General features: G+C 64.4%; 25 protein-coding genes. 9 read left to right on the top strand and 16 right to left on the bottom strand.

Going from position 1 to position 21,226, the window contains the following annotated elements; genetic code table 11:
- Nucleotides 1-2 precede the first annotated feature (2 nt).
- From K3172_RS06995 to coxB, 12 genes are all read right to left on the bottom strand, one after another.
- Complete coding sequence (locus tag K3172_RS06995) at nt 3-302, bottom strand: Rossmann fold domain-containing protein (RefSeq protein ID WP_221588235.1); 300 nt, start codon at nt 300-302, stop codon at nt 3-5.
- Complete coding sequence (locus K3172_RS06990; protein WP_221588234.1) at nt 299-673, bottom strand: dihydroneopterin aldolase; 375 nt, start codon at nt 671-673, stop codon at nt 299-301. The genes K3172_RS06995 and K3172_RS06990 overlap by 4 nt, the downstream gene beginning before the upstream one ends.
- 9 nt (nt 674-682) lie before the next feature.
- Entirely contained in the window at nt 683-1,573 is an 891-nt protein-coding gene (locus tag K3172_RS06985) for an RsmD family RNA methyltransferase (protein WP_221588232.1), read from the bottom strand.
- Nucleotides 1,573-2,964 (bottom strand): threonine synthase, encoded by a 1,392-nt coding sequence (gene thrC, locus K3172_RS06980; protein ID WP_221588230.1) that lies wholly within the window; start codon nt 2,962-2,964, stop codon nt 1,573-1,575. The genes K3172_RS06985 and thrC overlap by 1 nt, the downstream gene beginning before the upstream one ends.
- A 60-nt stretch (nt 2,965-3,024) precedes the next feature.
- On the bottom strand, nt 3,025-3,588 hold the full coding sequence (locus K3172_RS06975; RefSeq protein WP_221588228.1) for an SURF1 family cytochrome oxidase biogenesis protein: 564 nt from the start codon (nt 3,586-3,588) through the stop codon (nt 3,025-3,027).
- Nucleotides 3,589-3,978, bottom strand: a complete 390-nt coding sequence (locus tag K3172_RS06970) for a DUF983 domain-containing protein (protein ID WP_221588226.1) — start codon at nt 3,976-3,978, stop codon at nt 3,589-3,591.
- Nucleotides 3,978-4,799, bottom strand: a complete 822-nt coding sequence (locus K3172_RS06965) for a cytochrome c oxidase subunit 3 (protein ID WP_221588224.1) — start codon at nt 4,797-4,799, stop codon at nt 3,978-3,980. Before K3172_RS06965 ends, K3172_RS06970 begins: the two co-directional genes overlap by 1 nt.
- 67 nt (nt 4,800-4,866) lie before the next feature.
- Nucleotides 4,867-5,436: a cytochrome c oxidase assembly protein gene (locus tag K3172_RS06960; RefSeq protein ID WP_221588222.1), complete on the bottom strand. Its 570-nt coding sequence runs from the start codon at nt 5,434-5,436 to the stop codon at nt 4,867-4,869.
- Nucleotides 5,437-5,559: 123 nt separating this feature from the next.
- Complete coding sequence (locus tag K3172_RS06955; protein ID WP_221588220.1) at nt 5,560-6,477, bottom strand: heme o synthase; 918 nt, start codon at nt 6,475-6,477, stop codon at nt 5,560-5,562.
- A 23-nt stretch (nt 6,478-6,500) separates the two neighbouring features.
- Nucleotides 6,501-7,472 (bottom strand): alpha/beta fold hydrolase, encoded by a 972-nt coding sequence (locus tag K3172_RS06950; protein WP_247717952.1) that lies wholly within the window; start codon nt 7,470-7,472, stop codon nt 6,501-6,503.
- Nucleotides 7,473-7,548: 76 nt separating this feature from the next.
- Nucleotides 7,549-9,270 carry a cytochrome c oxidase subunit I gene (gene ctaD / locus K3172_RS06945; protein WP_221588218.1) on the bottom strand — a complete coding sequence of 574 codons (1,722 nt, stop codon included), beginning with the start codon at nt 9,268-9,270 and terminating at the stop codon, nt 7,549-7,551.
- Nucleotides 9,271-9,300: 30 nt separating this feature from the next.
- Nucleotides 9,301-10,356, bottom strand: coding sequence for a cytochrome c oxidase subunit II (gene coxB, locus K3172_RS06940; protein ID WP_247717951.1), 1,056 nt, complete (start codon nt 10,354-10,356; stop codon nt 9,301-9,303).
- A 210-nt stretch (nt 10,357-10,566) separates the two neighbouring features.
- Here coxB and pyrE point away from each other — a divergent pair, with 210 nt between their 5' ends.
- The 7 genes from pyrE to ruvX are packed head-to-tail and all read left to right on the top strand — an operon-like array spanning nt 10,567 to nt 15,991.
- The gene (gene pyrE, locus K3172_RS06935; protein ID WP_221588216.1) at nt 10,567-11,148 is read left to right on the top strand and encodes an orotate phosphoribosyltransferase; all 582 of its coding nucleotides are present in this window, start codon (nt 10,567-10,569) and stop codon (nt 11,146-11,148) included.
- On the top strand, nt 11,145-11,888 hold the full coding sequence (locus tag K3172_RS06930) for a pyridoxine 5'-phosphate synthase (protein ID WP_221588214.1): 744 nt from the start codon (nt 11,145-11,147) through the stop codon (nt 11,886-11,888). Before pyrE ends, K3172_RS06930 begins: the two co-directional genes overlap by 4 nt.
- The gene (gene acpS, locus K3172_RS06925; RefSeq protein WP_221588212.1) at nt 11,885-12,286 is read left to right on the top strand and encodes a holo-ACP synthase; all 402 of its coding nucleotides are present in this window, start codon (nt 11,885-11,887) and stop codon (nt 12,284-12,286) included. The genes K3172_RS06930 and acpS overlap by 4 nt, the downstream gene beginning before the upstream one ends.
- The gene (gene lepB / locus K3172_RS06920; RefSeq protein WP_221588210.1) at nt 12,283-13,170 is read left to right on the top strand and encodes a signal peptidase I; all 888 of its coding nucleotides are present in this window, start codon (nt 12,283-12,285) and stop codon (nt 13,168-13,170) included. Before acpS ends, lepB begins: the two co-directional genes overlap by 4 nt.
- Before the next feature lie 25 nt (nt 13,171-13,195).
- Entirely contained in the window at nt 13,196-14,296 is a 1,101-nt protein-coding gene (locus tag K3172_RS06915; RefSeq protein WP_221588208.1) for an AI-2E family transporter, read from the top strand.
- Nucleotides 14,286-15,527, top strand: coding sequence for a DUF3089 domain-containing protein (locus tag K3172_RS06910; RefSeq protein ID WP_221588206.1), 1,242 nt, complete (start codon nt 14,286-14,288; stop codon nt 15,525-15,527). The genes K3172_RS06915 and K3172_RS06910 overlap by 11 nt, the downstream gene beginning before the upstream one ends.
- A complete protein-coding gene (ruvX, locus tag K3172_RS06905) occupies nt 15,506-15,991 on the top strand; it encodes a Holliday junction resolvase RuvX (RefSeq protein WP_221588204.1) in 486 nt (161 codons plus the stop codon). The genes K3172_RS06910 and ruvX overlap by 22 nt, the downstream gene beginning before the upstream one ends.
- On the opposite strand, the gene K3172_RS06900 is transcribed toward ruvX, so the two are convergent.
- The 3 genes from K3172_RS06900 to K3172_RS06890 are packed head-to-tail and all read right to left on the bottom strand — an operon-like array spanning nt 15,988 to nt 18,007.
- Nucleotides 15,988-16,884: a transposase gene (locus K3172_RS06900; protein WP_221588202.1), complete on the bottom strand. Its 897-nt coding sequence runs from the start codon at nt 16,882-16,884 to the stop codon at nt 15,988-15,990. The genes ruvX and K3172_RS06900 overlap by 4 nt on opposite strands.
- Nucleotides 16,872-17,840 carry a hypothetical protein gene (locus K3172_RS06895; RefSeq protein WP_221588200.1) on the bottom strand — a complete coding sequence of 323 codons (969 nt, stop codon included), beginning with the start codon at nt 17,838-17,840 and terminating at the stop codon, nt 16,872-16,874. Before K3172_RS06895 ends, K3172_RS06900 begins: the two co-directional genes overlap by 13 nt.
- Before the next feature lie 11 nt (nt 17,841-17,851).
- The gene (locus K3172_RS06890) at nt 17,852-18,007 is read right to left on the bottom strand and encodes a hypothetical protein (RefSeq protein ID WP_221588198.1); all 156 of its coding nucleotides are present in this window, start codon (nt 18,005-18,007) and stop codon (nt 17,852-17,854) included.
- 132 nt (nt 18,008-18,139) lie between these two features.
- Between K3172_RS06890 and K3172_RS06885 the strand changes: the two genes are divergently transcribed.
- Together K3172_RS06885 and K3172_RS06880 are read left to right on the top strand one after the other, a co-directional pair.
- Nucleotides 18,140-18,598, top strand: coding sequence for a PaaI family thioesterase (locus K3172_RS06885; RefSeq protein ID WP_221588196.1), 459 nt, complete (start codon nt 18,140-18,142; stop codon nt 18,596-18,598).
- Nucleotides 18,591-19,004, top strand: a complete 414-nt coding sequence (locus K3172_RS06880; RefSeq protein ID WP_221588193.1) for a PaaI family thioesterase — start codon at nt 18,591-18,593, stop codon at nt 19,002-19,004. The genes K3172_RS06885 and K3172_RS06880 overlap by 8 nt, the downstream gene beginning before the upstream one ends.
- Here the strand turns inward: K3172_RS06880 and K3172_RS06875 are convergent.
- Nucleotides 19,001-21,199, bottom strand: a complete 2,199-nt coding sequence (locus tag K3172_RS06875; RefSeq protein ID WP_221588192.1) for a transglycosylase domain-containing protein — start codon at nt 21,197-21,199, stop codon at nt 19,001-19,003. The genes K3172_RS06880 and K3172_RS06875 overlap by 4 nt on opposite strands.
- Between the last annotated feature and the right edge of the window lie 27 nt (nt 21,200-21,226).

The raw sequence follows: 21,226 nt of genomic DNA, 5'->3' as shown, positions 1-21,226 counted from the left end.
GCTCAGGTCTCCAGATACTGGCCTGTGATGCCCGGCGCCTCCGCGAGATAGGCCTCGGTCGCATCGACCGCCGGCCCCTCGCCCGAAACGAGGTTCACCCGCAGCGGAGTGTGCTTACGCGCGAGGCCCGTCACGATGGCGAGCCGCCATTCGCGATGCGTATGATCGGCTGCGGGCAGGACGAGCATCACATCGTCGCCGCGCCCAAGTACGTCCTCGACATGGCCGAGCCAGTGCTGGTGGAAGACCCCCGCCGCCGCGAGCGGCTCTTCCGGCAGGCCCTCGACCGCAATGCGCTTCATTCGCGCCGCTCGCGGTGGAGCGTGATGCCGATCTTCTCGCCGGCCTCGGCAATGGCGAGCTTGACGATCTTGACCGTTACCGCCTCGACGCGCCGGTCCTGCAGGAACAGCGTCTCGCAAACGTGGTCGGCGACCGCTTCGATCAGCTTGAAGTGGACACCTTCGGGCAATGTTTCAGAGGCGGCGAACTTCAGGTCCATGTAGTTCTTCGAATCTTCGAGCGAGGTTTCCGGCTCGTAGCGATGGAGCGGCTTCATCCGCACCTTGATCGTGAAGCGCAGCGGCTGCGGCTTGCCCGTCTCTTCGGAATAGATGCCGGTGAGCACGTCGTGCTCGAAATCGGCCACCTCGAGGATCAGCGAATCGGTCATGGCCTGCCCCTAGCGCGGATTGGACCAGCGCGCGAAGATCGCGGTTGGCAGGAGGCGGCCCGAAGTGTCTTCCGCCACCGCGAGATCGCCGTGTTCGACCCTGCCGGGCAGGTCGGCGAAGATCTCGTCGAGCAGGCCTGCGAGCGCGAGGCTGCTCATGCGCACGGCATAGACCGTGAGGAAGAGGAAGCTGCTGTCGGCGTCGAGCAGCCGGCGGCAATCGGAAACGAGGCCAGGAAGGCCCTCTTCGAGCCGCCAGACCTCGCCATCGGGGCCGCGTCCAAACTTGGGCGGATCGAGGATGATGCCGTCGTAGCGCCGCTCGCGCCGGACCTCGCGGGCGGTGTATTTTACCGCATCCTCAACCAGCCAGCGGATCGGGCGGTCATCGAGCCCGGCGAGCGCGGCGTTCGCGCGCGCCTGGGCGACGGACTTCTTGCTCGCATCGACATGGGTGACGCGGCCGTATCTGCTGAGCGCCTGCGAACCGACGCCGGTATAGCCGAACAGGTTCATGGTCTCGGCATCGGTGCGGCCCTCGAGCTGCTCGCCCATCCAGGTCCACACGGGCGCCATGTCGGGGAAGAAACCGAGGTGCCGGAAGGGCGTGCATTGCGCGGTGAAGCGTGCCTCCTCGCCCCAACCCAGCTCCCAGCCGTCCTGTGGCACCTGCTGCGAGAATTGCCAGCGACCGCCGCCGTCCTCGTCGCTGCCGGGAACGAACTCCCCATGCGCATCCCAGTGATCGAGACGCGGCGTCCACATCGCCTGCGGTTCGGGGCGGATGAAGCGGTAGGGCCCGTATGCCTCGAACTTGCGCCCGTTGCCGCTGTCGAGCAGGCGATAGGCGTCCCAGCCCTCGCCCACCATCAGCACCGGATCGCGCCGCAGCTCCGCCATCAGGAGGCGTTCGCGAGGATATGGTCGCGCACCGCCTCGTAGGTACCCGGCAACTCCACAAAGGCCTCCTCGCGCGCGAAAAGGTCGCCGACGCGGTTCGGCAGCGGCGGGCGGATGCCGGTCGCGCGCTCGACCGAGTCGCGGAACTTGGCCGGATGGGCTGTAGCGAGGGTCACAACCGGCGTGTCCGCTGACACATCCGCAGCGCGCGCGGCATGTAGACCGATGGCGGTGTGCGGATCGATGATCTCGCCGCAATTCTCATAGGCCCAGCGCATCGAGCGGGAGGTCTCTTCCTCGTCCGCCCGCGCGCTGGTGAAGAGTGCCGCCGCGCCCTCGCGCTGGGCATTGGTCAGTTGCATGGCCTTGGCGGCCTCGAACCCGCGCATCTGTTCGGCCAGCGCCACGCCGTCGCGGCCACCGACGTCGAACAGCAGCCGCTCGAAATTGGAGCTGACCTGGATGTCCATGCTCGGGGCGGCGGTCGGCGTGACGGTACCGGTCGAATAATCGCCATTGCTCAGCGCGCGGTGGAGGATGTCGTTGACGTTGGTCGCGACGATCAGCCGCTCGATCGGCAGGCCCATGCGCGCCGCGACATGGCCGGCGAAAACGTCGCCGAAATTGCCGGTCGGGACGCTGAAGGCCAGCTTGCGCTCCGGCCCGCCCAGCTGGAGCGCGGCGGCGAAATAATAGACCACCTGCGCCATCAGCCGCGCCCAGTTGATCGAATTGACCGCGCCGATCCGGTGGCTCGCAGTCACGCCCTCGTCGGCGAAGATGCGCTTCACCATCGCCTGCGCATCGTCGAACGAACCTTCGATAGCGATGTTGTGGACGTTGGGTGCGCGGACCGTCGTCATCTGGCGGCGCTGGACATCGCTCACCCGGCCTTTGGGGTGGAGCATGAAGATTTCGACATTGTCGCGACCCGCGACGGCATCGATCGCGGCGCTGCCGGTATCCCCGCTGGTCGCCCCGACGATCGTCAGCCGGCTGTCCTCGCGCGCAAGAAACTCCTCGAACAGCAGGCCGAGCAATTGGAGGGCGACATCCTTGAACGCCAGCGTGGGGCCGTGGAACAGTTCGAGCAGCCAGTGCTGTTCATCCAATTGCACCAGCGGAGTGACCGCGGTGTGCGCGAAGCGCCCATAGGCCTGTTCGGTCAGTTCGCGCAGCCGCTTCGGCGCGAGGCTTTCCCCCACGAAGGGCTGCATCACGCGCGCGGCAAGCTCGGCATAGGGCAGCCCGCGCATGGCGACGATCTCGTCGATCGTGAACTGAGGCCAGGCCTCGGGCACATAGAGCCCGCCGTCAGAAGCGAGGCCGGCCAGCGTGACGCCGGCGAAATCGAGCGCCGGCGCGCTGCCGCGGGTGGAGACGTATTTCATCGCGAATGGCGGTTAGCGGCGCATGGGGTCGCGGGCAAGCAAGGGGCGCTTTAGCCCGCCCTAGCCGCCCTGCCCGCGCCGCCTCAGCGCGAGCACGTATATGACCAGCGCGGTAAGCGCGAAGAAGAACCACTGGCCGGCGTAGGCGAGGTGGTTGTTGGGCAGGTTCTGCGGGTCGGGGGCGGCCAGGGGTTCCAGCCCTGCCAGCCCTTCACTCGAAACGACACGCCCACCCGGCGCGATCACACCGCGCACCTCGCCGCCGCTCCATGCGACCGGCTGCGGATCCCGCGCGAAGCCGATGTCGACCAGGATCTGCTTTCCATCGGGCATCAGACAGGTGGCACGTTCGGCTACGCCCTTTGCCCCTTGCGCACTGACACCAGCCACCGTCGTGACATCGGTAACCGTCCCACAGGTCACGGAAGTGCGGCGATAGAGGGACGCCTCCAGTTCGGCCTCGTCGGCCGGGTAGACTACCTCGCTGCTCATCGCCTGCGCGGCCTCGTAGCGCGCGATAATCGCCTCTTTCTCGCCCTTGCGGTCAAGCTGCCAGAAGCCGAGCGCGATCATCGTCAGCACGGCGCCGGCGACGATGATCGTCGGGATCACGGGTATACGCATCTAGAGGTCCTTGCTGCCCGCCTCGCGGGCATTGTTGCGATATTCGCTCGCCAGAAGCCACGCCTTGGCGACCCGCAGCCCGCCGATCACCAGCGCGAAGGTCAGCGGCACCCACAGCAGCGCATGGACCCAAAGTGGCGGCTCGACGGACAGTTGCAGCCAGATCGCCAGTCCGACCGTGATCGTCCCGACCGCCAGCGTCACCAGCGCGGCAGGGCCATCCCCGACGTTGAAGCGCCAGAAATCGAGGCCGCACGCCCGGCACTTGTCGGCGAAGGCCAGCATTCCGCCGAACAGGGTGTTTGCGCCGCAGCGTGGGCACAAACCACGAAGGGCAGCCTGGCCGAGACCGGGCTGCCCCTCCTGAGTGTCAGAACTGTCCGAAGACATCAGTGGACGGCAGCGCCCCAGCCGCCCCAGACGTAGACGACGACGAAGAGGAACAGCCACACCACGTCGACGAAGTGCCAGTACCACGCTGCCGCTTCGAAGCCGAAGTGCTGGCGCGGGGTGAAGTGGCCCTTGTAGGTGCGCACGAGGCAGACGATCAGGAAGATCGTGCCGACGAGCACGTGGAAGCCGTGGAAGCCGGTCGCCATGTAGAAGGCCGAGCTGTAGGTGTTGCCACCGAAGCCGAACGGCGCGTGCGCATATTCGTATGCCTGGATGGCCGTGAAGACCGCGCCGAGAAGGATTGTCAGCCACAGACCCTTCTTCAGCCCTTCGCGGTCGCCGTGGATCAGCGAGTGGTGGGCCCAGGTCACGGTGGTGCCGGAGCAGAGGAGGATCAGCGTGTTAAGCAGCGGCAGCGAGAACGGATTGATCACCGCCTCGATCGCCGCCGGCGGGAAAACGCCTCCGATCACGTCGGAGATTTCCGAGGGGAAGAGCGCGAAGTCGAACCAGCTCCAGAACCAGCCGACGAAGAACATCACTTCCGAAGCGATGAACAGGATCATGCCGTAGCGCATGTGCAGCTGCACGACCGGGGTGTGATCGCCGCGCTCCGCTTCCTTCACGATGTTCGAGAACCAGGCGAAGAAGGTGGCGATAAGGCCGGCAATACCGAGACCCAGCACCAGATGGGCACTGGCCATCTCGTGCATGAAGAGAACCATGCCGCTCGTGAAAGTGAGCGCCGAGACCGAACCGATGAAGGGCCAGATATCGGGTTCGAGGATGTGATATTCGTGATTGACGTTGCCAGCCATTGTTCTCGCGTCCTGTATGTCGCTTTGCGTGAGGCCCTTAGTGCGCCATCGCGCGCGGGTCTAGGCCCTACTCCGCAGAATCTATCGCGCGGTGGAAAGTATAGGACAGGGTGATCTGTTCGACACCGTCCATGTTGGGATCGTCCAGCGCCGCCGGGTCGACGAAGTAGAGCACGGGCATGCGCACTTCCTCCCCCGGCTGCAGCGTCTGCTCGGTAAAACAGAAGCACTGGATCTTGTTGAAATAGGCACCGGCCTGCTCGGGCTCGACGTTGAATGTCGCGGTCCCCGTGATCGGCTGGTCCGAGTTGTTCTTCGCGAGGTAGATCGCCATGTCGCGCTGGCCGATCGTGACGGTATCGGTCACTTGTTCGGGCCGGAAGCTCCACGGGACATCGCGCGCTGTCGAACCGTCGAAGCGGATCGAGATCGTCTTGCCGCTGGCGGCACCGAGCCGTTCGGCAGCGACCGCATCGCTTTCGCTGGCGCGCTGGGTCGTTCCGCCAAAGCCGGTCACCTGGCAGAACAGCTCGTAGAGAGGCACTGCGGCATAGCCGAGGCCGAGCATGGCAAGAGCCCCTGCGAAAGCGAGCAAGGCGGTCTTGGTCTTGCGGGTTTCGAGTGTGGCAGCCGTCATTGCGTCCTCACATGCGGGCGATGGTGATGAAATAGAACAGGAGGGCCATGAACAGCAGGATGCCGCCGAGCACGAGATTCCGGCTCTTCTGGCGACGCCTGAATTCGGCTTCTTCTTCGGGGGTCATGCGATCACTCCTTGGGCCGCGAGCAGCCGGTCGACGACCAGCGCGGCGAACAATGCGAAGAGGTAGCCCACGCTGAAGCCAAACATGCGCTTTTCGGGCAGCATCCTGTCGCCTTCGGTCACCGTCCGGAAAGCAACCGGGATGCTGAGCGCGAAAAAGGCAAGCGAGAGGCCAAGCGCAGCAATACCGTAGACCCAGCTGGTCCCGCCGATGAACCACGGTGCGGCGGCGATCGGGACGAGGACTATGCAATAGGCGAGCATCTGCAGGCGGGTCGATTTCTCGCCTTTCACCACCGGCATCATCGGGATGCCGACATTGGCGTAATCTGTCTTCACGAACAACGCGAGCGCCCAGAAGTGCGGCGGAGTCCACATGAAGATGATGGTGAACAGCAACACCGGCATCAGGGTGATCTCTCCCGTCACCGCGACCCAGCCGATCATCGGGGGGAAGGCCCCCGCGCCGCCACCGATGACGATGTTCTGCGGCGTGCGGGGTTTGAGCCACATGGTGTAGATCACCGCGTAATAGATAATCGCAACGAAGAGGATGATCGCCGCGAGCCAATGGATCGCGACGCCCATCATCAGCACCGAGGCGACCGAGAGCAGGATACCGAAATCGCGCGCGTCGGTGCGGTTCATCCGGCCCGCAGGAATCGGCCGCTGGGCGGTGCGCTTCATGCCGGCGTCGAGCTGGGCTTCCCACCACTGGTTCAGCACCGCAGAACCGCCCGCGCCCATCGCGATGCACAGGATCGCGGTGAAGCCGAGGATCGGGTTGATGCTGCCGGGGGCAGCAAGCAGGCCGCACAGGCCGGTGAAGATCACCAGCGTCATCACGCGCGGCTTGGTTAGCGCGAAGAAATCGCGCCATTCCGCGGGAAGCTGGACTGGGGTTGCCTGGGTCATGGAATCGGGGGCCATATAGAATGTCAGAGCCGGTTTAGCCAGTCGATGAGAATGCGGTTTACCGCATCGGGGCGCTCCTGCTGGGTCCAGTGGCCGACACCTTCGAGAATATGGCCTTCGACCTTTGGCGCAAACATCCTCATCAGTGCGACGGGATCCGTCACCGCGCCGAACAGGTACGTGGCCGGATCGCGGGTGCCGCCGATGAACAGTGCCGGCTGCTCGATCCGCCCGCCCTGCCAACCCTGGAGCCAATCGAAGTCGCGTTGGTGGTTGCGATAGCGGTTCAGCGGGCCGCGGAAGCCAGAATTGCGGAACTCGCCCTCGTAGAAATCCATGTCCGCTTCGGTCAGCCATGGCACCGGCTGCGGGTCGGGCAGGCCTTCGAGGAAGGTCGCACCATAGGGCTTGGCCCAGTAGTCTCCGGGCGGGACATCCCCGCTGATCGAATACATCATACGCTGAACCCAGTCGCGCGGGTCCTTCTCGGCCTCGGCCTCGGCCACGCCTTCGGCCTGGAAATATTCCTGGTAGAAGAACTTGCCCTGGCTGGTGAAGTGCTCGTGGAATACCTCGGTGAACGGGCGGCTCGGTACTCCCGCGAAGGGCACGGACATGCCCGCGACAGCACGGAAATGCTCTGGATGGGTCAGCGCGCTGTTCCAGACGATCGGCGCACCCCAGTCGTGGCCGATAAGGATCGCCGGCTCGTCAGGCGACAGGGCCTTTCGCAAGCCAACCAGATCGCCGACGATCCGCTCCATTGTATAGGCATCGACCGGGTGTGGTTTGTCCGAGCCGCCGTAGCCGCGCACGTCGATCGCGCAGGCGGTGAAGCCTGCTTCGGCGATCGGGCCGATCTGGCGGCGCCAGCTATACCAGCTTTCCGGAAAGCCATGGACCATGATGGCCAGCGGCGCGCTGCCGGGCTCCGGGCCTTCCACTGCACAGCGCAGCGAGAGCTCACCGACGTCGATCGTGCGCATTTCGGGCATGGACATCTCCCTGGTCCGGATATGCAAACGGCCGGCCCCGAAGGACCGGCCGCTGCAGTTTCGGTGTGCCGCGGCCTCAGGCGGTCGCGGGCTTCGGATCGCTCATGTGATCGTGGTGGTCGTGGTGGTCCTCGATCACCGGCAGTTCGCTGAACTGGTGGAACGGCGGCGGGCTCGACAGCGTCCACTCCAGCGTCGTCGCGCCTTCGCCCCAGTAGTTGTCTTCCGCCTTACGGCCAGCGACGAAGGCATAGACGATGTTGACGAAGAACAGGATCATCGACAGCGCCATGATCGTGTAACCCATCGAACTGATCTCGTTCCAGTAGTTGTAGGCTTCCGCATAGTCCGGATAACGGCGCGGCATGCCCTGCCAGCCCAGGAAGTGCTGCGGGAAGAAGATCACGTTCACGCCGATGAAAAAGCCCCAGAAGTGCAGGTGCGCGAGCAGTTCGGAGTGCATCCGGCCGCTCATCTTCGGGAACCAGTAATAGAAACCGGCGAAGAGCGAGAAGACCGCGCCCATCGACAGCACGTAGTGGAAGTGCGCCACCACGAAGTAGGTGTCGTGCACCACGTCGTCGACACCACCATTGGCGAGGTAGACGCCGGTCACGCCGCCGACGGTGAAGAGAAAGATGAAGCCAAGTGCCCAGACCATCGGGCTCTTGAACTCGATCGAACCGCCCCACATCGTGGCGATCCAGCTGAAGATCTTCACACCGGTCGGCACCGCGATGACCATGGTTGCTGCGGTGAAGTACATCTTCGTGTTCACGTCGAGGCCGACCGTATACATGTGGTGCGCCCACACGACGAAGCCGACGACGCCGATCGCAACCATGGCGTAGGCCATGCCGAGATAACCGAAGACGGGCTTGCGGCTGAAGGTCGCGACGATCTGCGAGATCATGCCGAAGCCCGGCAGGATCATGATGTACACTTCAGGGTGACCGAAGAACCAGAACAGGTGCTGGTAGAGGATCGGGTCACCACCGCCGGCGGGGTCGAAGAAGGTCGTGCCGAAGTTGCGGTCGGTGATCAGCATGGTGATCGCAGCCGCGAGAACCGGCAGGGCCAGCAGCAGGAGGAAGGCGGTAACCAGCACCGACCACACGAACAGCGGCATCTTGTGCAGGGTCATGCCCGGCGCACGCATGTTGAAGATGGTGGTGATGAAGTTGGTGGCACCCAGAATCGAGCCGGCGCCCGCGAGGTGCAGCGAGAAGATCGCGAAATCAACCGCAGGACCGGTCGAGCCGGTGGTCGACAGCGGTGCGTAGACCGTCCAGCCAACGCCTGCGCCCATGCCCGTGCCGCCCGGCACGAAGAGGGAGAACATCAGGCTGACGAAGCCGGCCACCGTCAGCCAGAAGCTGATGTTGTTCATGCGCGGGAACGCCATGTCCGGCGCGCCGATCATGAGCGGCACGAACCAGTTGCCGAAGCCGCCGATCATCGCGGGCATGACCATGAAGAAGACCATGATCAGGCCGTGCGCGGTGATGAACACGTTCCACATGTGCAGCGCATTGTCGAAGGTGGCATCGGGGCCACCCATGAACTCCGCCCACCACTGCAGGTACTGGATACCCGGTTCGGCCAGCTCCATGCGCATGATACCCGAAATCGCGCCACCGACGATGCCGGCGATGATCGCGAAGATCAGATAGAGCGTACCGATGTCCTTGTGGTTGGTAGACATGAACCAGCGCGCAAAGAAGCCGGGCTTGTGGTCGGCATCGTGGTGCGCGTGATCTTCGTGGTGTGCCTCGAAGTGGTCGGCGGTAGTGGCCATCGTGCTATACTCTCGAGCTAGTCGTAATTCTTAGGCGTCGGTGGTGGCGGCGTCGGCACCGACAGCATCGGCCGGCGCATCGGTTTCTTCTGCCGACTCCAGGGGTGCCTGGGGCGCTTCTTCGGCACCCTTCACGGTACCGCCCTGTGCAACCACCCATGCATTGAACTGGTCGAGCGGCAGCGCCTCGATCGTGATCGGCATATAGCCATGGCGCGCACCGCACAGTTCCGAACACTGGCCGTAATACACGCCCGGCTCGTTGATGGTCAGCATTTTCTCGTTCAGGCGACCCGGCACCGCGTCCAGCTTGAACCAGAGGCTGGGCATGGCGAAAGAGTGGATGACGTCGGCCGCGGTGGTCTGCAGACGGATCGGCACGCCGACCGGCAGAACCATGCGGTTGTCGACTGCCAGCTGATACGGCTCGCCGCGTGCCTCGGCCTCTTCCTTGGTCAGCATGTTCGAGACGATTTCGAAGTCGCCATTGTCCGGATAGGCATAGCCCCAGTACCACTGGTAACCGATTGCCTTGACCGTGATCGCATCCTTCGGCGGGGTCTCGTACTGCTTCGCGATCAGCGTGATCGACGGGATCGCAATGCCGAGCAGGATCAGTGCCGGGACCACGGTCCACACAACTTCGATCAGAGTGTTGTGGCTCGTCTTGGACGGCACCGGGTTCGCCCCCTTGCGGAACCGGACCACCACATAGACCATGAGAGCCAGCACGAAGAGGCTGATGGCGACCATGACCCAGATCAAGCCGACGTGCAGGCCGTTGGCGTATTCGCCGGTCGGCGAGAACTGGTCCTGAACGTCCCACGCCTTGGCGATGGGCATGCCCTTGCCTTCGGTCGGTGCCATTGGCGTGTAGGCCGAGCCCGTAGCGGTCGCGACTTCAGCGGTGTCGGCAGCGCCGGCATTGGGAGCGACTTCGCCTGTGTCGGCGGACGCTTCGACAGCCTCGGTCGTCGCAGCATCGTCCTGCGCGAAGGCGGCCTGCGGACCGGCAGCCACCATGCCAGCCATTGCGACGCCGACTGCAATCCGGTGGAAGCCCTTGAAGAAGCCAGGAAATTTCATCGTCAGGACGCTCTTTCGTGTCTCGTTGTCTGCTCGGTCCGGAGACCTTTGGGAATCGGCGCGCGCAGCAGGAAACCCCGTTTGCAGGGCGCGATTTGGGCTGCCCTATAGGCAGGGATGGCCTGCGCCTCAAGCGTCCAGCCGACAAAAATCTGCACAAGCGTTTGCCTCTTGCGCAATCGAGCTCAAAAGGCTTTGAGCCTCGGTGCTATGACAGACGAAGAAATCCTTTCCGAATTCCGCGCGAGCGAGGCCCTGCTGGAAGGCCACTTCAAGCTGAGTTCCGGTCGCCACAGCGGCTATTACCTGCAGTGCGCGCGCGTCCTCATGAATGCGGAGCGAGCCGGCAATCTCGCCCGCGCCCTCGTCCAGAAGATCCCGCGCGAGATCCGCAGCCAGATCGACGTGGTGGTCAGCCCCGCCATGGGCGGCCTCATCATCGGCCATGAAATGGGCCGGGCACTGGGCAAGGACGCGATGTTCCTCGAGCGGCCCGATGGCGTTTTCCACCTGCGCCGCGGGTTCCGCCTGGAACCGGGCGCGAAGGTATTGATGGTCGAAGACGTCGTCACGACGGGCCTCTCCAGCCGCGAAGCGATCGAAGCCGTGGCGCGCGAAGGCGGCGAGGTTATTGCCGAATGCTCGCTCGTCGACCGCTCGAACGGCGAGGCCGATCTGGGCGTGCCCTTCTTCCCCTTGATCGACATCAACTTCCCCTCCTATGCCGAAGATCAGGTACCCGATGAACTCGCTGCCATACCGGTGACAAAGCCGGGGAGCCGTGCGGCTTGAGCGAGCGCCTGCGCCTCGGGGTCAATATCGACCACGTCGCGACAATACGGAATGCGCGTGGGGGCGATCATCCCGATCCGGTACGCGCCGCTGAAATCGTGGCGGCGGTCGGCGGCGATGGCATCACCGCCCACTTGCGCGAAGACCGGCGGCACATACGTGATGCCGACCTGAAGCGCATCCAGAGCGCGACAGACCTGCCGCTCAACCTTGAAATGGCGGCGACCGAAGAGATGCTCGCCATCGCGCTCGCCCACAAGCCGCACGCCGCCTGCATCGTGCCGGAAAAGCGCGAGGAGCGCACGACGGAAGGCGGACTCGATGCCGCTGGACTACACAATACGCTGGTGCCGATCGTCGGCCGACTGCGGGATGACGGCATTCGCGTGAGCCTCTTCATTGAGGCGAGCGAGCGCCAGCTCGAGGCGGCCCATCGGCTCGGAGCTCCGGTGGTCGAATTCCACACTGGCGAATACGCCCACGCCGGACTCGATGGCGACACGGAGCGCGAGGGCCGCGAACTCGAGCGGATTGCGATCATGTCCGCGGCCGCCCGCAGCCTCGGCATCGAACCGCATGCGGGCCATGGCCTCACCTACGAAAATGTTAGGCCGATCGCCGCCATTTCCGAACTCGCCGAACTCAATATCGGCCATTACCTTGTAGGCGAGGCCGTGTTCGTCGGCCTCGAGGTCGCCGTTCGCCGGATGCGTGAGTTGATGGACGAGGCACGCGCATGATCATCGGTCTCGGATCCGACCTCTGCAATATCGAGCGAATCCAGAACTCCCTCGACCGGTTCGGGGAGCGGTTCGAGAACCGCGTGTTCACGGAGATCGAGCGCGCCAAGGCGCGGCGGCGACCGTTTACGATCGCGGGCACCTATGCCAAGCGTTTTGCCGCGAAAGAGGCGTTCTCGAAGGCGGTCGGCACGGGCTTCAGGCGCGGCGTCTTCATGAGCGACATCGGTGTCGTCAACGCTCCCTCGGGCGCCCCGACGCTCGCCCTTACCGGCGGCGCTGCAATCCGGCTTGCGGAAATGGTCCCACACGGCCATGAGGCGCGCATTCATCTCACCCTCACGGACGATCATCCATGGGCACAGGCCTATGTGATTATCGAGGCCATTCCCGCATGAGTACCGGCACCCCGGCAGTGAACCACATCACCGACAGCACCACGAAATCCGACGACGAACCGGTCAACTGGATCGCGGAAATCCGCGGCCTCGCCCTGATGTTGCTGGCCGTATTCGGCTTTCACAGTTTCATCGCCAAGCCGTTCTACATTCCGTCGGAATCGATGATGCCGAACCTGCTGGTCGGTGACCGGCTGGTCGTGAGCAAGTATCCCTACGGCTGGAACTGGTCGTCGATCAGCTTCCATCTCGCTCCGCGCGGGGACTGGCGCCTGTTCGGCAGTACGCCGGAATACGGGGACATCGTCATCCCGGTGCATCCGCAGCGGGACGAGGATTACATCAAGCGCGTCGTCGCCCTGCCCGGTGACCGGATCGCCGTGCGCGGCGGCCAGATCATCCTCAACGGCGTCCCGATCGAGCAGCGCGTCGAACCTGCCCTCGACCTCCCACTCGATGCAAACTCGAAGTGCGACGGCTTCGATTCCGACAATTTTAAGGCGACCAGTGATGCCGGCGAGAAAGTATGCCGGGTGCCGGTGCTGCGCGAGACGCTGCCCAACGGTGCGACCTATCTCGTCATCGATCACGAACGCAGCCAGCTCGACGATTTCAGCGAAATCACCGTGCCGGACGATGCAGTCTTCGTCATGGGCGACAACCGCGACCATTCCGCCGACAGTCGCGAGCTTTACAGCCCGCAGGGGCTCCTCGGCCCGGTCCCCCTGGCGAACATCGGCGGGCGGGCGGAGTTCATAACCTTCTCGCTCGACGGGACGACCTCGCTCAATCCGATCAGCTGGTGGACATCGCTGCGTGAAGGCCGGTCGTGGACCACGTTGCGGCCTGCGCTCGTGGAACGAAACACGCCTGCCAAGCGCTAAGGGTCTCGCAGACAAGGGGGAAGCGATGCCCGAGAGCGAAGAACCGGACCTGGGCACCAGCCCCTCGCGCATCAGCGATCCGCGCATCCGTCACGAGGTCGGCCGCGCCCTGGTCTGGGTCGGCGTCGTAGGGGCGGTTGCTCTAGCCGTCCTGATCGCCAAGCCGCTGCTCGTGATTTTCGGCGCAATGGTGTTTGCCGCCATGATCGATGGCGGCGCTCGCCTGCTCGGTCGCGTACTGCCGATCGGTCGCGGTTGGCGGGTCGGCATCGTCCTGCTGCTGTCGGTCGCATTCTTTGCATGGCTTGGATATTTCGCCGGCTCGACCATTTCGGAGGAAGCCGCGCAATTTCCCGCCTTGATCGAAGGCCAACTCACGCAACTCGCCGCATGGGCTCGCGCGCAAGGCTTCAATGTCGACATTGGCCAGCTCCAGAATTTCGCCGGCAATATCGGAAGCGGGATCGGAACCGTGACACGGGCGCTGGGCGGAATTCTCGGCGGGTTGGCTACTGTTGTCCTGATCCTCGTCATCGGCGTGTATGTTGCAGTCGACCCCAAGCTTTACGAACGTGGCGTTGCGTGGATGCTGCCGCGCCACAAGCGCCACGATTTCTACATCACCGTCGACCGCATGAGCCAGACGATGCGGCGCTTGATGGCGGGGCGCTTGCTCGGGATGGTGGTGGAAGCGCTGTTCACCTACCTGATGCTGGCGGTGGTCGCACCGCTTGTCGGCATCGGCGCCGTCCCGATGGCGGCCTTGCTCGCCATCCTTACAGGCCTCCTCGCTTTCGTTCCCAATCTCGGGGCAATCGTGTCCGGGGGATTGATGGTCCTAGTCGGTTTTTCCGGCGGGGTCGACATGGGCCTGTACACGATCTTCGTGTATCTCTTCGTACAGAATTTCGACGGTTATGTCGTCATCCCGATGATAGCCAAGAAGACCGTCGATCTGGCCCCTGCACTGGTGCTTGCATCGCAGCTGATCATGGGACTGCTGTTTGGCATCCTCGGCCTGTTCCTCGCCGATCCGCTGCTCGCAATGATCAAGGTCGCGCTCGAACGCCGGGCGGAACAAGCGGAAATCGAACGGCAAAGGGACGTTGCATCCGATGGCGCGTAAGTTTCTCTATTTCGTTTCGGCGGTGATCGTGCTGGTCATCGTCGGCGGCATCGCGCTGTCGATCTGGTCGCGTGAAGCGACCGAGATTGCCTTCGTGCCGCGCGGCGAGTTCGTGGAGCAGGAGCCGCTTGCCGCCAACGCCTACCAGGACCCGGCGATGTGGTATTCGCGGCCGGGCATCGGGGCGGACGACCCCGCACGCTACCAGCCGGCTATCGCAGAGACCGCCCCCGATCCCGCCGCGCAGGCACCCTCGCCCGATACGCCGGCGGCAGAGCGCAGTCTCGACGCGGCCGATCCCTTGCAGACGACCGGCTCGCGGAGCGGAGAGGCTGCCGATCCGACAAACGAGCCCGATTTCGTCGTCTTCTTCGTCCCTCCGACCAGCTACACGAAAGGCGCCCTGGGCGACTGGAATGCGCCCCTCGACGATGCCGCGACCGACCGGCTTGCCCGCGTCTTCCTGCGCGGGCTTGCCAGCCCGTTCAATCGCGCGGACGAGATCTGGGCTCCCAGATACCGTCAGGCGGCGGTCGGCGCGTTCCTCACCGATCAGGAAGATGCGACGAAAGCGATTGACGCCGCTTATGCCGACGTCGCGCAGGCCTTCGCCTATTTTCTCGAAAGCGTGGACCCGAACAAGCCGATCGTGCTTGCCGGGCACAGCCAGGGATCGGCCCATGTCCTGCGCCTTTTGCGCGACGTGATCGCCGGTACGCCTGTCGAACAGCGTATCGCCGCTGTGTACGCACCGGGCTGGCCGATCTCGATTGCGCACGACCTGCCCGCGCTTCCCCTGCCCGCCTGCGCCGCGCCTGGACAGGCGGCCTGTATCGTGAGTTATCTCAGTTTCGCCGACGAAGGCGATCCGGGGCAGCTGCTCACACGGTACAGCAGGATGCCGGGTCTCGATGGCCAGCCGCGCGGGGCCGACGATCCGGTCCTTTGCGTCAATCCGATCACTGGCATGACGGGTGGAACGGCCCCGGCATCCGCAAACCTGGGCACGCTCGTACCGGACGAAAGCCTGTCCTCGGGCGAGCTCGTGGCAGGAGCCGTTCCGGCGCGTTGCGGGGCGAACGGGCTGCTCTACATCGGAGAGCCTCCCAAGCTCGGTGAAGGCGTACTGCCGGGCGGCAATTTCCACGTCTACGATATTCCGCTGTTCTGGAAGAACCTGCAGGAAGATGTAGTCGAGCGGGTCGGGGCGTGGACGACAAACCGCTCGTAACCGACAACGCGCTGACGTTCGGCGACGAGCTGCCCGACGGCGGTGCCCTGTTGGCGCTCGACGTCGGCACCAAGACCGTCGGCATTGCCACCTGCGACGCGGGCTGGCGCTTCGCGACCGCCGGAAAGACGCTGGTTCGCGGAAAGTTCGGCAAGGATAGCGAGGCCTTGCGGGCGATCGTTGGAGAGCGTTCGATCAAGGGCGTCGTCATCGGGCTGCCACGCAATATGGACGGCAGCGAGGGCCCGCGGGCGCAGGCAAGCCGGGCCTATGCCCGCAACGTCGCCGCGGCTCTTGGGCTTCCCGTGCTGCTATGGGACGAGCGTTGGTCAACCGCCAGCGCCGAAGGTGCGATGATCGCGCAGGACATGAGCCGCGCCAAGCGGGCCGAAAGAATCGACAGCCACGCCGCCGCCGTGATCCTTCAGGGCGCGATCGACACGCTGGCAGGTGGCGGGTTCTAGGCCGCGATTGCCCTCCGGCGGGCCATGGCTTCCCTTGCCAGCAAGTTGCTCCCTGACAATTCGGCCTCGCGCCACAGCGCGTCGGATTCGTCCGGTGTGTTCGCCAATCCTGCTCGAGCCTCGTAACTCGCCAGCCGAAGCCGGTCGCTCGGATGGTGCAGGCCGAAATCCTCCGCCAGCTCGAGCGCAGCAACACCCCCCATGCCGACCGCGCAGCGCAGGAAGACTTCGGTCGAGGTCGGATTGAGCACACCCGTCACCGCGCAGCTATCGAGGTCGAAGCCATATTGATCGAACCACCCCTGCCCTGCCGCTATGTGCATGATGTTGAGCGACACGGACATGGCCTCGGGCGGAAGCTGAGAGTGAATGTCGCAATGCGCACGGTAGTGCATCAAGCGGCCTTCATGCAGCGCACTGCGTTCGATGAAACGCAACTGCGCGGTCTCGCCCACATACCCGTCCACCGCCTCATAATCGTACTCGTAATAGTCGCTCCGGTACCCCGGTCCGAAATAGCCCACGGAGAGAAAGTCGAAATTGTGGTCGTGGGGGATGCCGTAGACGAAGCTTTTCGCTCCGCTCGCGGCGAAGCAGGCTTCGCTTTCCGAGGGCCAAATGTTCGCGCGAAGGAAGCTTGTGCCGCGGAGTGGCGAAAGCACTATCGCTTGTGGCCCGTAACCCAATGCATCGTAATCCTGCCGGTGGCGCTCGCGTAGGCGTTCGATCAGCAGGTCGCCAAGGAAGTCGGGATTGCGACCGAGGCGGCCAAGCAGCTGTGCCGCCTCGTCCGCACTCTTTTCGTCACGCGGGTCGAACCCGTCCCCGAGACTGTCTATCACTTCGTCGAGCGTGGTAGCGCGATTAGCGCGGTTCTCGATCACGCGGGGCATGGGAAAGACTCCAGTCGGGCAAGTTGCGGGTGGGCTTCGAGCAGTTGCGCGCGCAGCGAAGCAGCGGGGCTCTGGAGTGGATCGCCGGGATCGGCAGCTATCCGCGCGAGTTCTGTGAACCCCGCACCACTGTCGAGCGCGAGACATTCGCGAAGCGCCTGCCAACGGAAATGCGCGCTTCCCTCACTGGCGAGTTCGGCGAACAGCGGAACTGCATCCCGCCGGCCCATCCGCCCGAGCAATGCCAACGCCATCTCACCGTGGCTCTCCGCGCGATTGCCGCTCGCGCGATGCAGCAGGCGGCCGGTGTGGATGTCGAAGACCCGCGAAGGTGCCGGATCTGCGGGTGTCCGGGCGACCCGCAGCATGACCATGCGACCATGTACCTGACTTGCGCTGCGCGCTTCATTTGGGAGAAGCAGCAGGCTCTCTCCCTTCGCGATCCGCCGCGACGCGCTGGCGATGTCTGCGCGGTCCGCCCATTCTGTTTGCAGCGTGGACAGAACGAGCTCCGCGCTTCCTGCCAGCACGAGCTCGCGCCGTTCGACATCGGAGAACGTGACCCGGTCGATCGCACAATCGGGTCCGGTACCGTCATAGGCCAGAAGCACCAGCGCCGCGCGTCCCGGCGTCGCAATCTGGAGTATCGATGTGCCGCCGGACCGCTGGTGACGGAAGGGGACATGCGCGAGAGGATTTTCGCGGAGCACCGCGCACAGCCCTTCGACCAGTCGAGCGATCAGCATGTTCGTCGTCCCAGCCGAAGTCATCAATGCACGCAAGGCAGGGCAATCGTCCCACTCTGCGCCGGCTCCATAGGCTTCGAGATCGCGCATCAATCGTATGACACGGCGGTCCAAGAGCCACTCGTCACGCGCCTTTTCGACTGCAACTTGCGCGCGGCGCTGTGCGAGCGCATCCTCGCACAGCGACTTCATTTCCTGGCCTATCTTCACGGATACGCGCCTCAGACTAGCGAATGGCCGACGTCGTAGACGTAGACCATGATCACGATCAGCGTGTCGTCGATGCCCGGTCGCGAGCTGGCCACGAGGCTGCCGAAGAGCCCGGTTGACTGCTCGAGGCCGGGCAGGCTGGCGATGTCGATGCTGGGAAGGTTCATGCAAGTTCTCCCTGGTTGGGCAGGTGCGAGACCCCGTGTCTCGCCTGCGCCCGGGTGCTTGCCGAGAGCGGGCGACGGTTTGAAATTAAAAGATTGTAAGGAGCGCGGACCGGGCGCTATCGGACCGCCACCATGACCGAGCAGACCCGCAAGTTTGATCCCGCTGCCGCCGCGCCGTTCTTCGCGAGCCGCGGGCATTCGGGCTGGCTCGGGCTCAAATATTCCCATCATGGAGACGACTGGGTCGAGCTCGAATTGCCCTGGCGTGAGGACCTGCTCGGCGAAGAGGGGCAGAAGGTTCTCGCCTCAGGACCGATCCTGAGCCTGATGGATATGGCCAGCGGCATGGCGATCTGGCGCGCGATGGACGATTTCACCGCCATCGCGACTCTCGACCTGCGGGTCGACTACGTGCGTCCGGCTCGAGAGGGCGCGAGCGTCTTCGGCCGTTCCCAGTGCTACCGCCTGACCCGCAGCGCCGCCTTCGTGCGCGGCGTGGCGCATGACGGCGACATCGACGATCCGGTCGCCCATATCCAGGCCGTCTTCATGAAGATCGCTTCGAAAGCTCCGGTGATGTTGGATGACTGACGCCCGCGAACCCGATGCCCTGACTCCTTATGCCCGGTCGCTCGGTATTACCCTGCATGAGTGGGACGGCGGCATCCCGGTCATGACCGTCGCGTTCGACGACACGGTCGAGGGGCGCCCGCAGCATTATCATGGTGGTGCCACCGGGGGCCTGCTTGAGACGGCAGGTTATGCCGCGCTACGCGCGGAGTTGGACCGGCTCGGCCGCGATGCGGTGCTCAAGCCGATCAATATCACCGTACAATATCTCGCGGCCGGCAAGAGCCGCGCGAGTTTTGCCAAGGGACGGATCACCAAGCTCGGCCGCCGCAGTGCGAACCTTACGGTCGAGGCGTGGCAGGATGACCCATCCCGCCCGATCGCGACCGCGGTGATGAACGTCCTGATGGCGGAACGCGACGGCTAATTCTCGACCGGCTCTAGCTGTCGGAGGCGCTCGTCGCGGGCGCGTCGTATCGCTTCGTTGCGGCGCTCCTCGGCTGCCCGGCGCGCCTCCTCGATCGCGGCTTCATCAACGCCGACCCCGTCCTCGTCCAGCCGGATGTCGACCGGAATGCCGTCGATCTCGGTCGAGAACACAGCCTCGCCATCGCGGATGCGGATGCGCGAATTGCCGTCGCCGATAGGGATGTCGCCGATGTCGGGCACATCGAGCGGTTCGATCGGCCCGCCGGGATCGTCCTGTGCACTTGGCTTGGGCCGGCTCGGCGCAGCCTTCACCCCAAGCGCCTGGTTCATGAAGTCGCGCCAAATCCGGGCTGGCAGGCCACCACCGGAAATGCCTCCGTCGAGCGGAGAGTTGTCGTCATTGCCGATCCAGACGCCGACCACGAGGTCCCCGGCATAGCCGACGAAGAGCGCATCGCGATTGTCCTGCGTGGTGCCTGTCTTGCCGAAGTTGGGCCCGCTCAGCATCGCCGCGCGGCCGGTGCCGTTGTTGATCGCGGCGCGCAGCATCTGCTCCATCTCCGCATGCGTCGAAGACGAAAAGCTGGAAGGTCCATCCAACAAATTCTCGAAGAAGCCGCGCTCGGGCCGGGCAAAGGCATGCGGTTCGACCGGATAGGCATCCGCCGCGACCGCCGCATAGGCCGAGGTCAGCTCCAGCAGCGTCATCGTGCTTGTTCCGAGCGCTAGACTGGGATCGCCCTTCGCCAGAGGGGTCGTCACGCCGAGCTCGCGCGCGAGCTTGATCACCTTCTCGCTGCCGACTTCCTGCAAGAGGCGCACTGCAGCGACATTGCTCGATTGCGCGAAGGCCTGCTCCAGCGTCAGGCTTTCCGAGTACCGGCCGCGCGAGTTCTTGGGCCGGTAGCTGCCTTCGGTGAATTCGGTATTGGCGATACGGTCCTCGGGGCTCCAGCCTGCGCGCAGGGCAGCGAGGTAGACGAACAGCTTGAAGGTCGAGCCGGGCTGCCGCTTGGCCTGTGTGGCGCGGTTGAAGGGTGACTTGGCGTAATCCTTGCCGCCGATCATCGCGACGACCTCGCCATTCGGACGCATCGCGACAAGCGCCACCTGCGCCTTGCCCAACGGCGCGCGCTGCGTGACCTGACGGGCGATGTTCTGCAGTCGGCTGTCGAGTGTCGTCGTCAGCGTCTGCCGAGAATAGCCGCCCTCCACTTCCTTGCGCGCTTCGGGCAACGCCCAGTCGGCAAAGTAGGTGCCGGTCGGCAGGTCGCTCTTCAACCGCACGTCGAGTGCAGGTGGCTTCATCGCGCGCGCTTCGGCTTCGGTGATGTATCCCGCCGCGACCATCGACTGGACCACCAGCGCCATACGCTTTTCCGCGCGGTCGTAATGCTTGGTCGGGGCATAGCGCGAAGGGGCCTGCAGCAGGCCCGCCAGCATCGCCGCCTGGTTGGGCTTCAGCTTCTCCGGTTGCCGGTAGAAATAATGCAGGCTTGCCGCCCGCAATCCATACACATTGTCGCCGAAATAGGCGTTCGAGAGGTAGCGTTCGAGGATTTCGTCCTTGGTCAGCCAGCTTTCGAGCCAGAACGCGATCAGTGCCTCGCGCGCCTTGCGGGTCAGCGTGCGCTCGGGCGAGAGGAACGTGAACTTGGCGAGTTGCTGCGTGATCGTGCTGCCCCCGCCGGTCCCCGTGAAGGCGGCGCGCGCAATGCCGCGCGGATCGACGCCCCAATGGTCGTAGAAGCGCCGATCCTCGATCGCGAGGAATGCTTCGACCACATGCGGCGGCAGGTCCTTGACGAGGACAGGCTCATCCGTGACCGCGCCATTTCGCGCGATCGGGGTCCCGTCGGCTGCCAGAAGCGTCACTTGCGGCGGCGCTATCGGTTCAAGCGATTTGCCGAGCGGTGCGGTGACCGCCAGCCAGGCGACGAGCAGGATGAAAAGCCCAATGATCCCGGCAACAATCCGCACTGCCCACCAGCGTTTGCGCCGGCCGAGCCAATAGGGCTTCTGCCACCAGCGCAGGCGCTTTCGCTCTTCGAGTTCGACCGCTTCGTCGAGCCGGCCGAGCCGGTCGTCCCAGTCGTCGTAGTCGAAGGCTTCATGGGTCGCGTAGTACCCGCGATGCGAAGCGAACTCCGCCTCGGGTTGCGGCTTGCGCCGGAAGGAATCGAACACGCCCATCGCCTACTGTGTTAAAGTCACAATACA

It is taken from the genome of Qipengyuania proteolytica (assembly GCF_019711565.1).
GTDB lineage: Bacteria > Pseudomonadota > Alphaproteobacteria > Sphingomonadales > Sphingomonadaceae > Qipengyuania > Qipengyuania proteolytica.
Note: the sequence above shows the minus strand (reverse complement) of the source record. Positions and strands in the feature narration are given on the sequence as shown.

Excerpts from the sequence above, each read along its gene's own strand:
- K3172_RS06995 (WP_221588235.1), bottom strand. The coding sequence starts at position 302 with ATGAAGCGCATTGCGGTCGAGGGCCTGCCGGAAGAGCCGCTCGCGGCG.
- K3172_RS06990 (WP_221588234.1), bottom strand. The coding sequence starts at position 673 with ATGACCGATTCGCTGATCCTCGAGGTGGCCGATTTCGAGCACGACGTG.
- K3172_RS06985 (WP_221588232.1), bottom strand. The coding sequence starts at position 1,573 with ATGGCGGAGCTGCGGCGCGATCCGGTGCTGATGGTGGGCGAGGGCTGG.
- thrC (WP_221588230.1), bottom strand. The coding sequence starts at position 2,964 with ATGAAATACGTCTCCACCCGCGGCAGCGCGCCGGCGCTCGATTTCGCC.
- K3172_RS06975 (WP_221588228.1), bottom strand. The coding sequence starts at position 3,588 with ATGCGTATACCCGTGATCCCGACGATCATCGTCGCCGGCGCCGTGCTG.
- K3172_RS06970 (WP_221588226.1), bottom strand. The coding sequence starts at position 3,978 with ATGTCTTCGGACAGTTCTGACACTCAGGAGGGGCAGCCCGGTCTCGGC.
- K3172_RS06965 (WP_221588224.1), bottom strand. The coding sequence starts at position 4,799 with ATGGCTGGCAACGTCAATCACGAATATCACATCCTCGAACCCGATATC.
- K3172_RS06960 (WP_221588222.1), bottom strand. The coding sequence starts at position 5,436 with ATGACGGCTGCCACACTCGAAACCCGCAAGACCAAGACCGCCTTGCTC.
- K3172_RS06955 (WP_221588220.1), bottom strand. The coding sequence starts at position 6,477 with ATGACCCAGGCAACCCCAGTCCAGCTTCCCGCGGAATGGCGCGATTTC.
- K3172_RS06950 (WP_247717952.1), bottom strand. The coding sequence starts at position 7,472 with ATGCCCGAAATGCGCACGATCGACGTCGGTGAGCTCTCGCTGCGCTGT.
- ctaD (WP_221588218.1), bottom strand. The coding sequence starts at position 9,270 with ATGGCCACTACCGCCGACCACTTCGAGGCACACCACGAAGATCACGCG.
- coxB (WP_247717951.1), bottom strand. The coding sequence starts at position 10,356 with ATGAAATTTCCTGGCTTCTTCAAGGGCTTCCACCGGATTGCAGTCGGC.
- pyrE (WP_221588216.1), top strand. The coding sequence starts at position 10,567 with ATGACAGACGAAGAAATCCTTTCCGAATTCCGCGCGAGCGAGGCCCTG.
- acpS (WP_221588212.1), top strand. The coding sequence starts at position 11,885 with ATGATCATCGGTCTCGGATCCGACCTCTGCAATATCGAGCGAATCCAG.
- lepB (WP_221588210.1), top strand. The coding sequence starts at position 12,283 with ATGAGTACCGGCACCCCGGCAGTGAACCACATCACCGACAGCACCACG.
- K3172_RS06915 (WP_221588208.1), top strand. The coding sequence starts at position 13,196 with ATGCCCGAGAGCGAAGAACCGGACCTGGGCACCAGCCCCTCGCGCATC.
- K3172_RS06910 (WP_221588206.1), top strand. The coding sequence starts at position 14,286 with ATGGCGCGTAAGTTTCTCTATTTCGTTTCGGCGGTGATCGTGCTGGTC.
- K3172_RS06900 (WP_221588202.1), bottom strand. The coding sequence starts at position 16,884 with ATGCCCCGCGTGATCGAGAACCGCGCTAATCGCGCTACCACGCTCGAC.
- K3172_RS06890 (WP_221588198.1), bottom strand. The coding sequence starts at position 18,007 with ATGAACCTTCCCAGCATCGACATCGCCAGCCTGCCCGGCCTCGAGCAG.
- K3172_RS06885 (WP_221588196.1), top strand. The coding sequence starts at position 18,140 with ATGACCGAGCAGACCCGCAAGTTTGATCCCGCTGCCGCCGCGCCGTTC.
- K3172_RS06880 (WP_221588193.1), top strand. The coding sequence starts at position 18,591 with ATGACTGACGCCCGCGAACCCGATGCCCTGACTCCTTATGCCCGGTCG.
- K3172_RS06875 (WP_221588192.1), bottom strand. The coding sequence starts at position 21,199 with ATGGGCGTGTTCGATTCCTTCCGGCGCAAGCCGCAACCCGAGGCGGAG.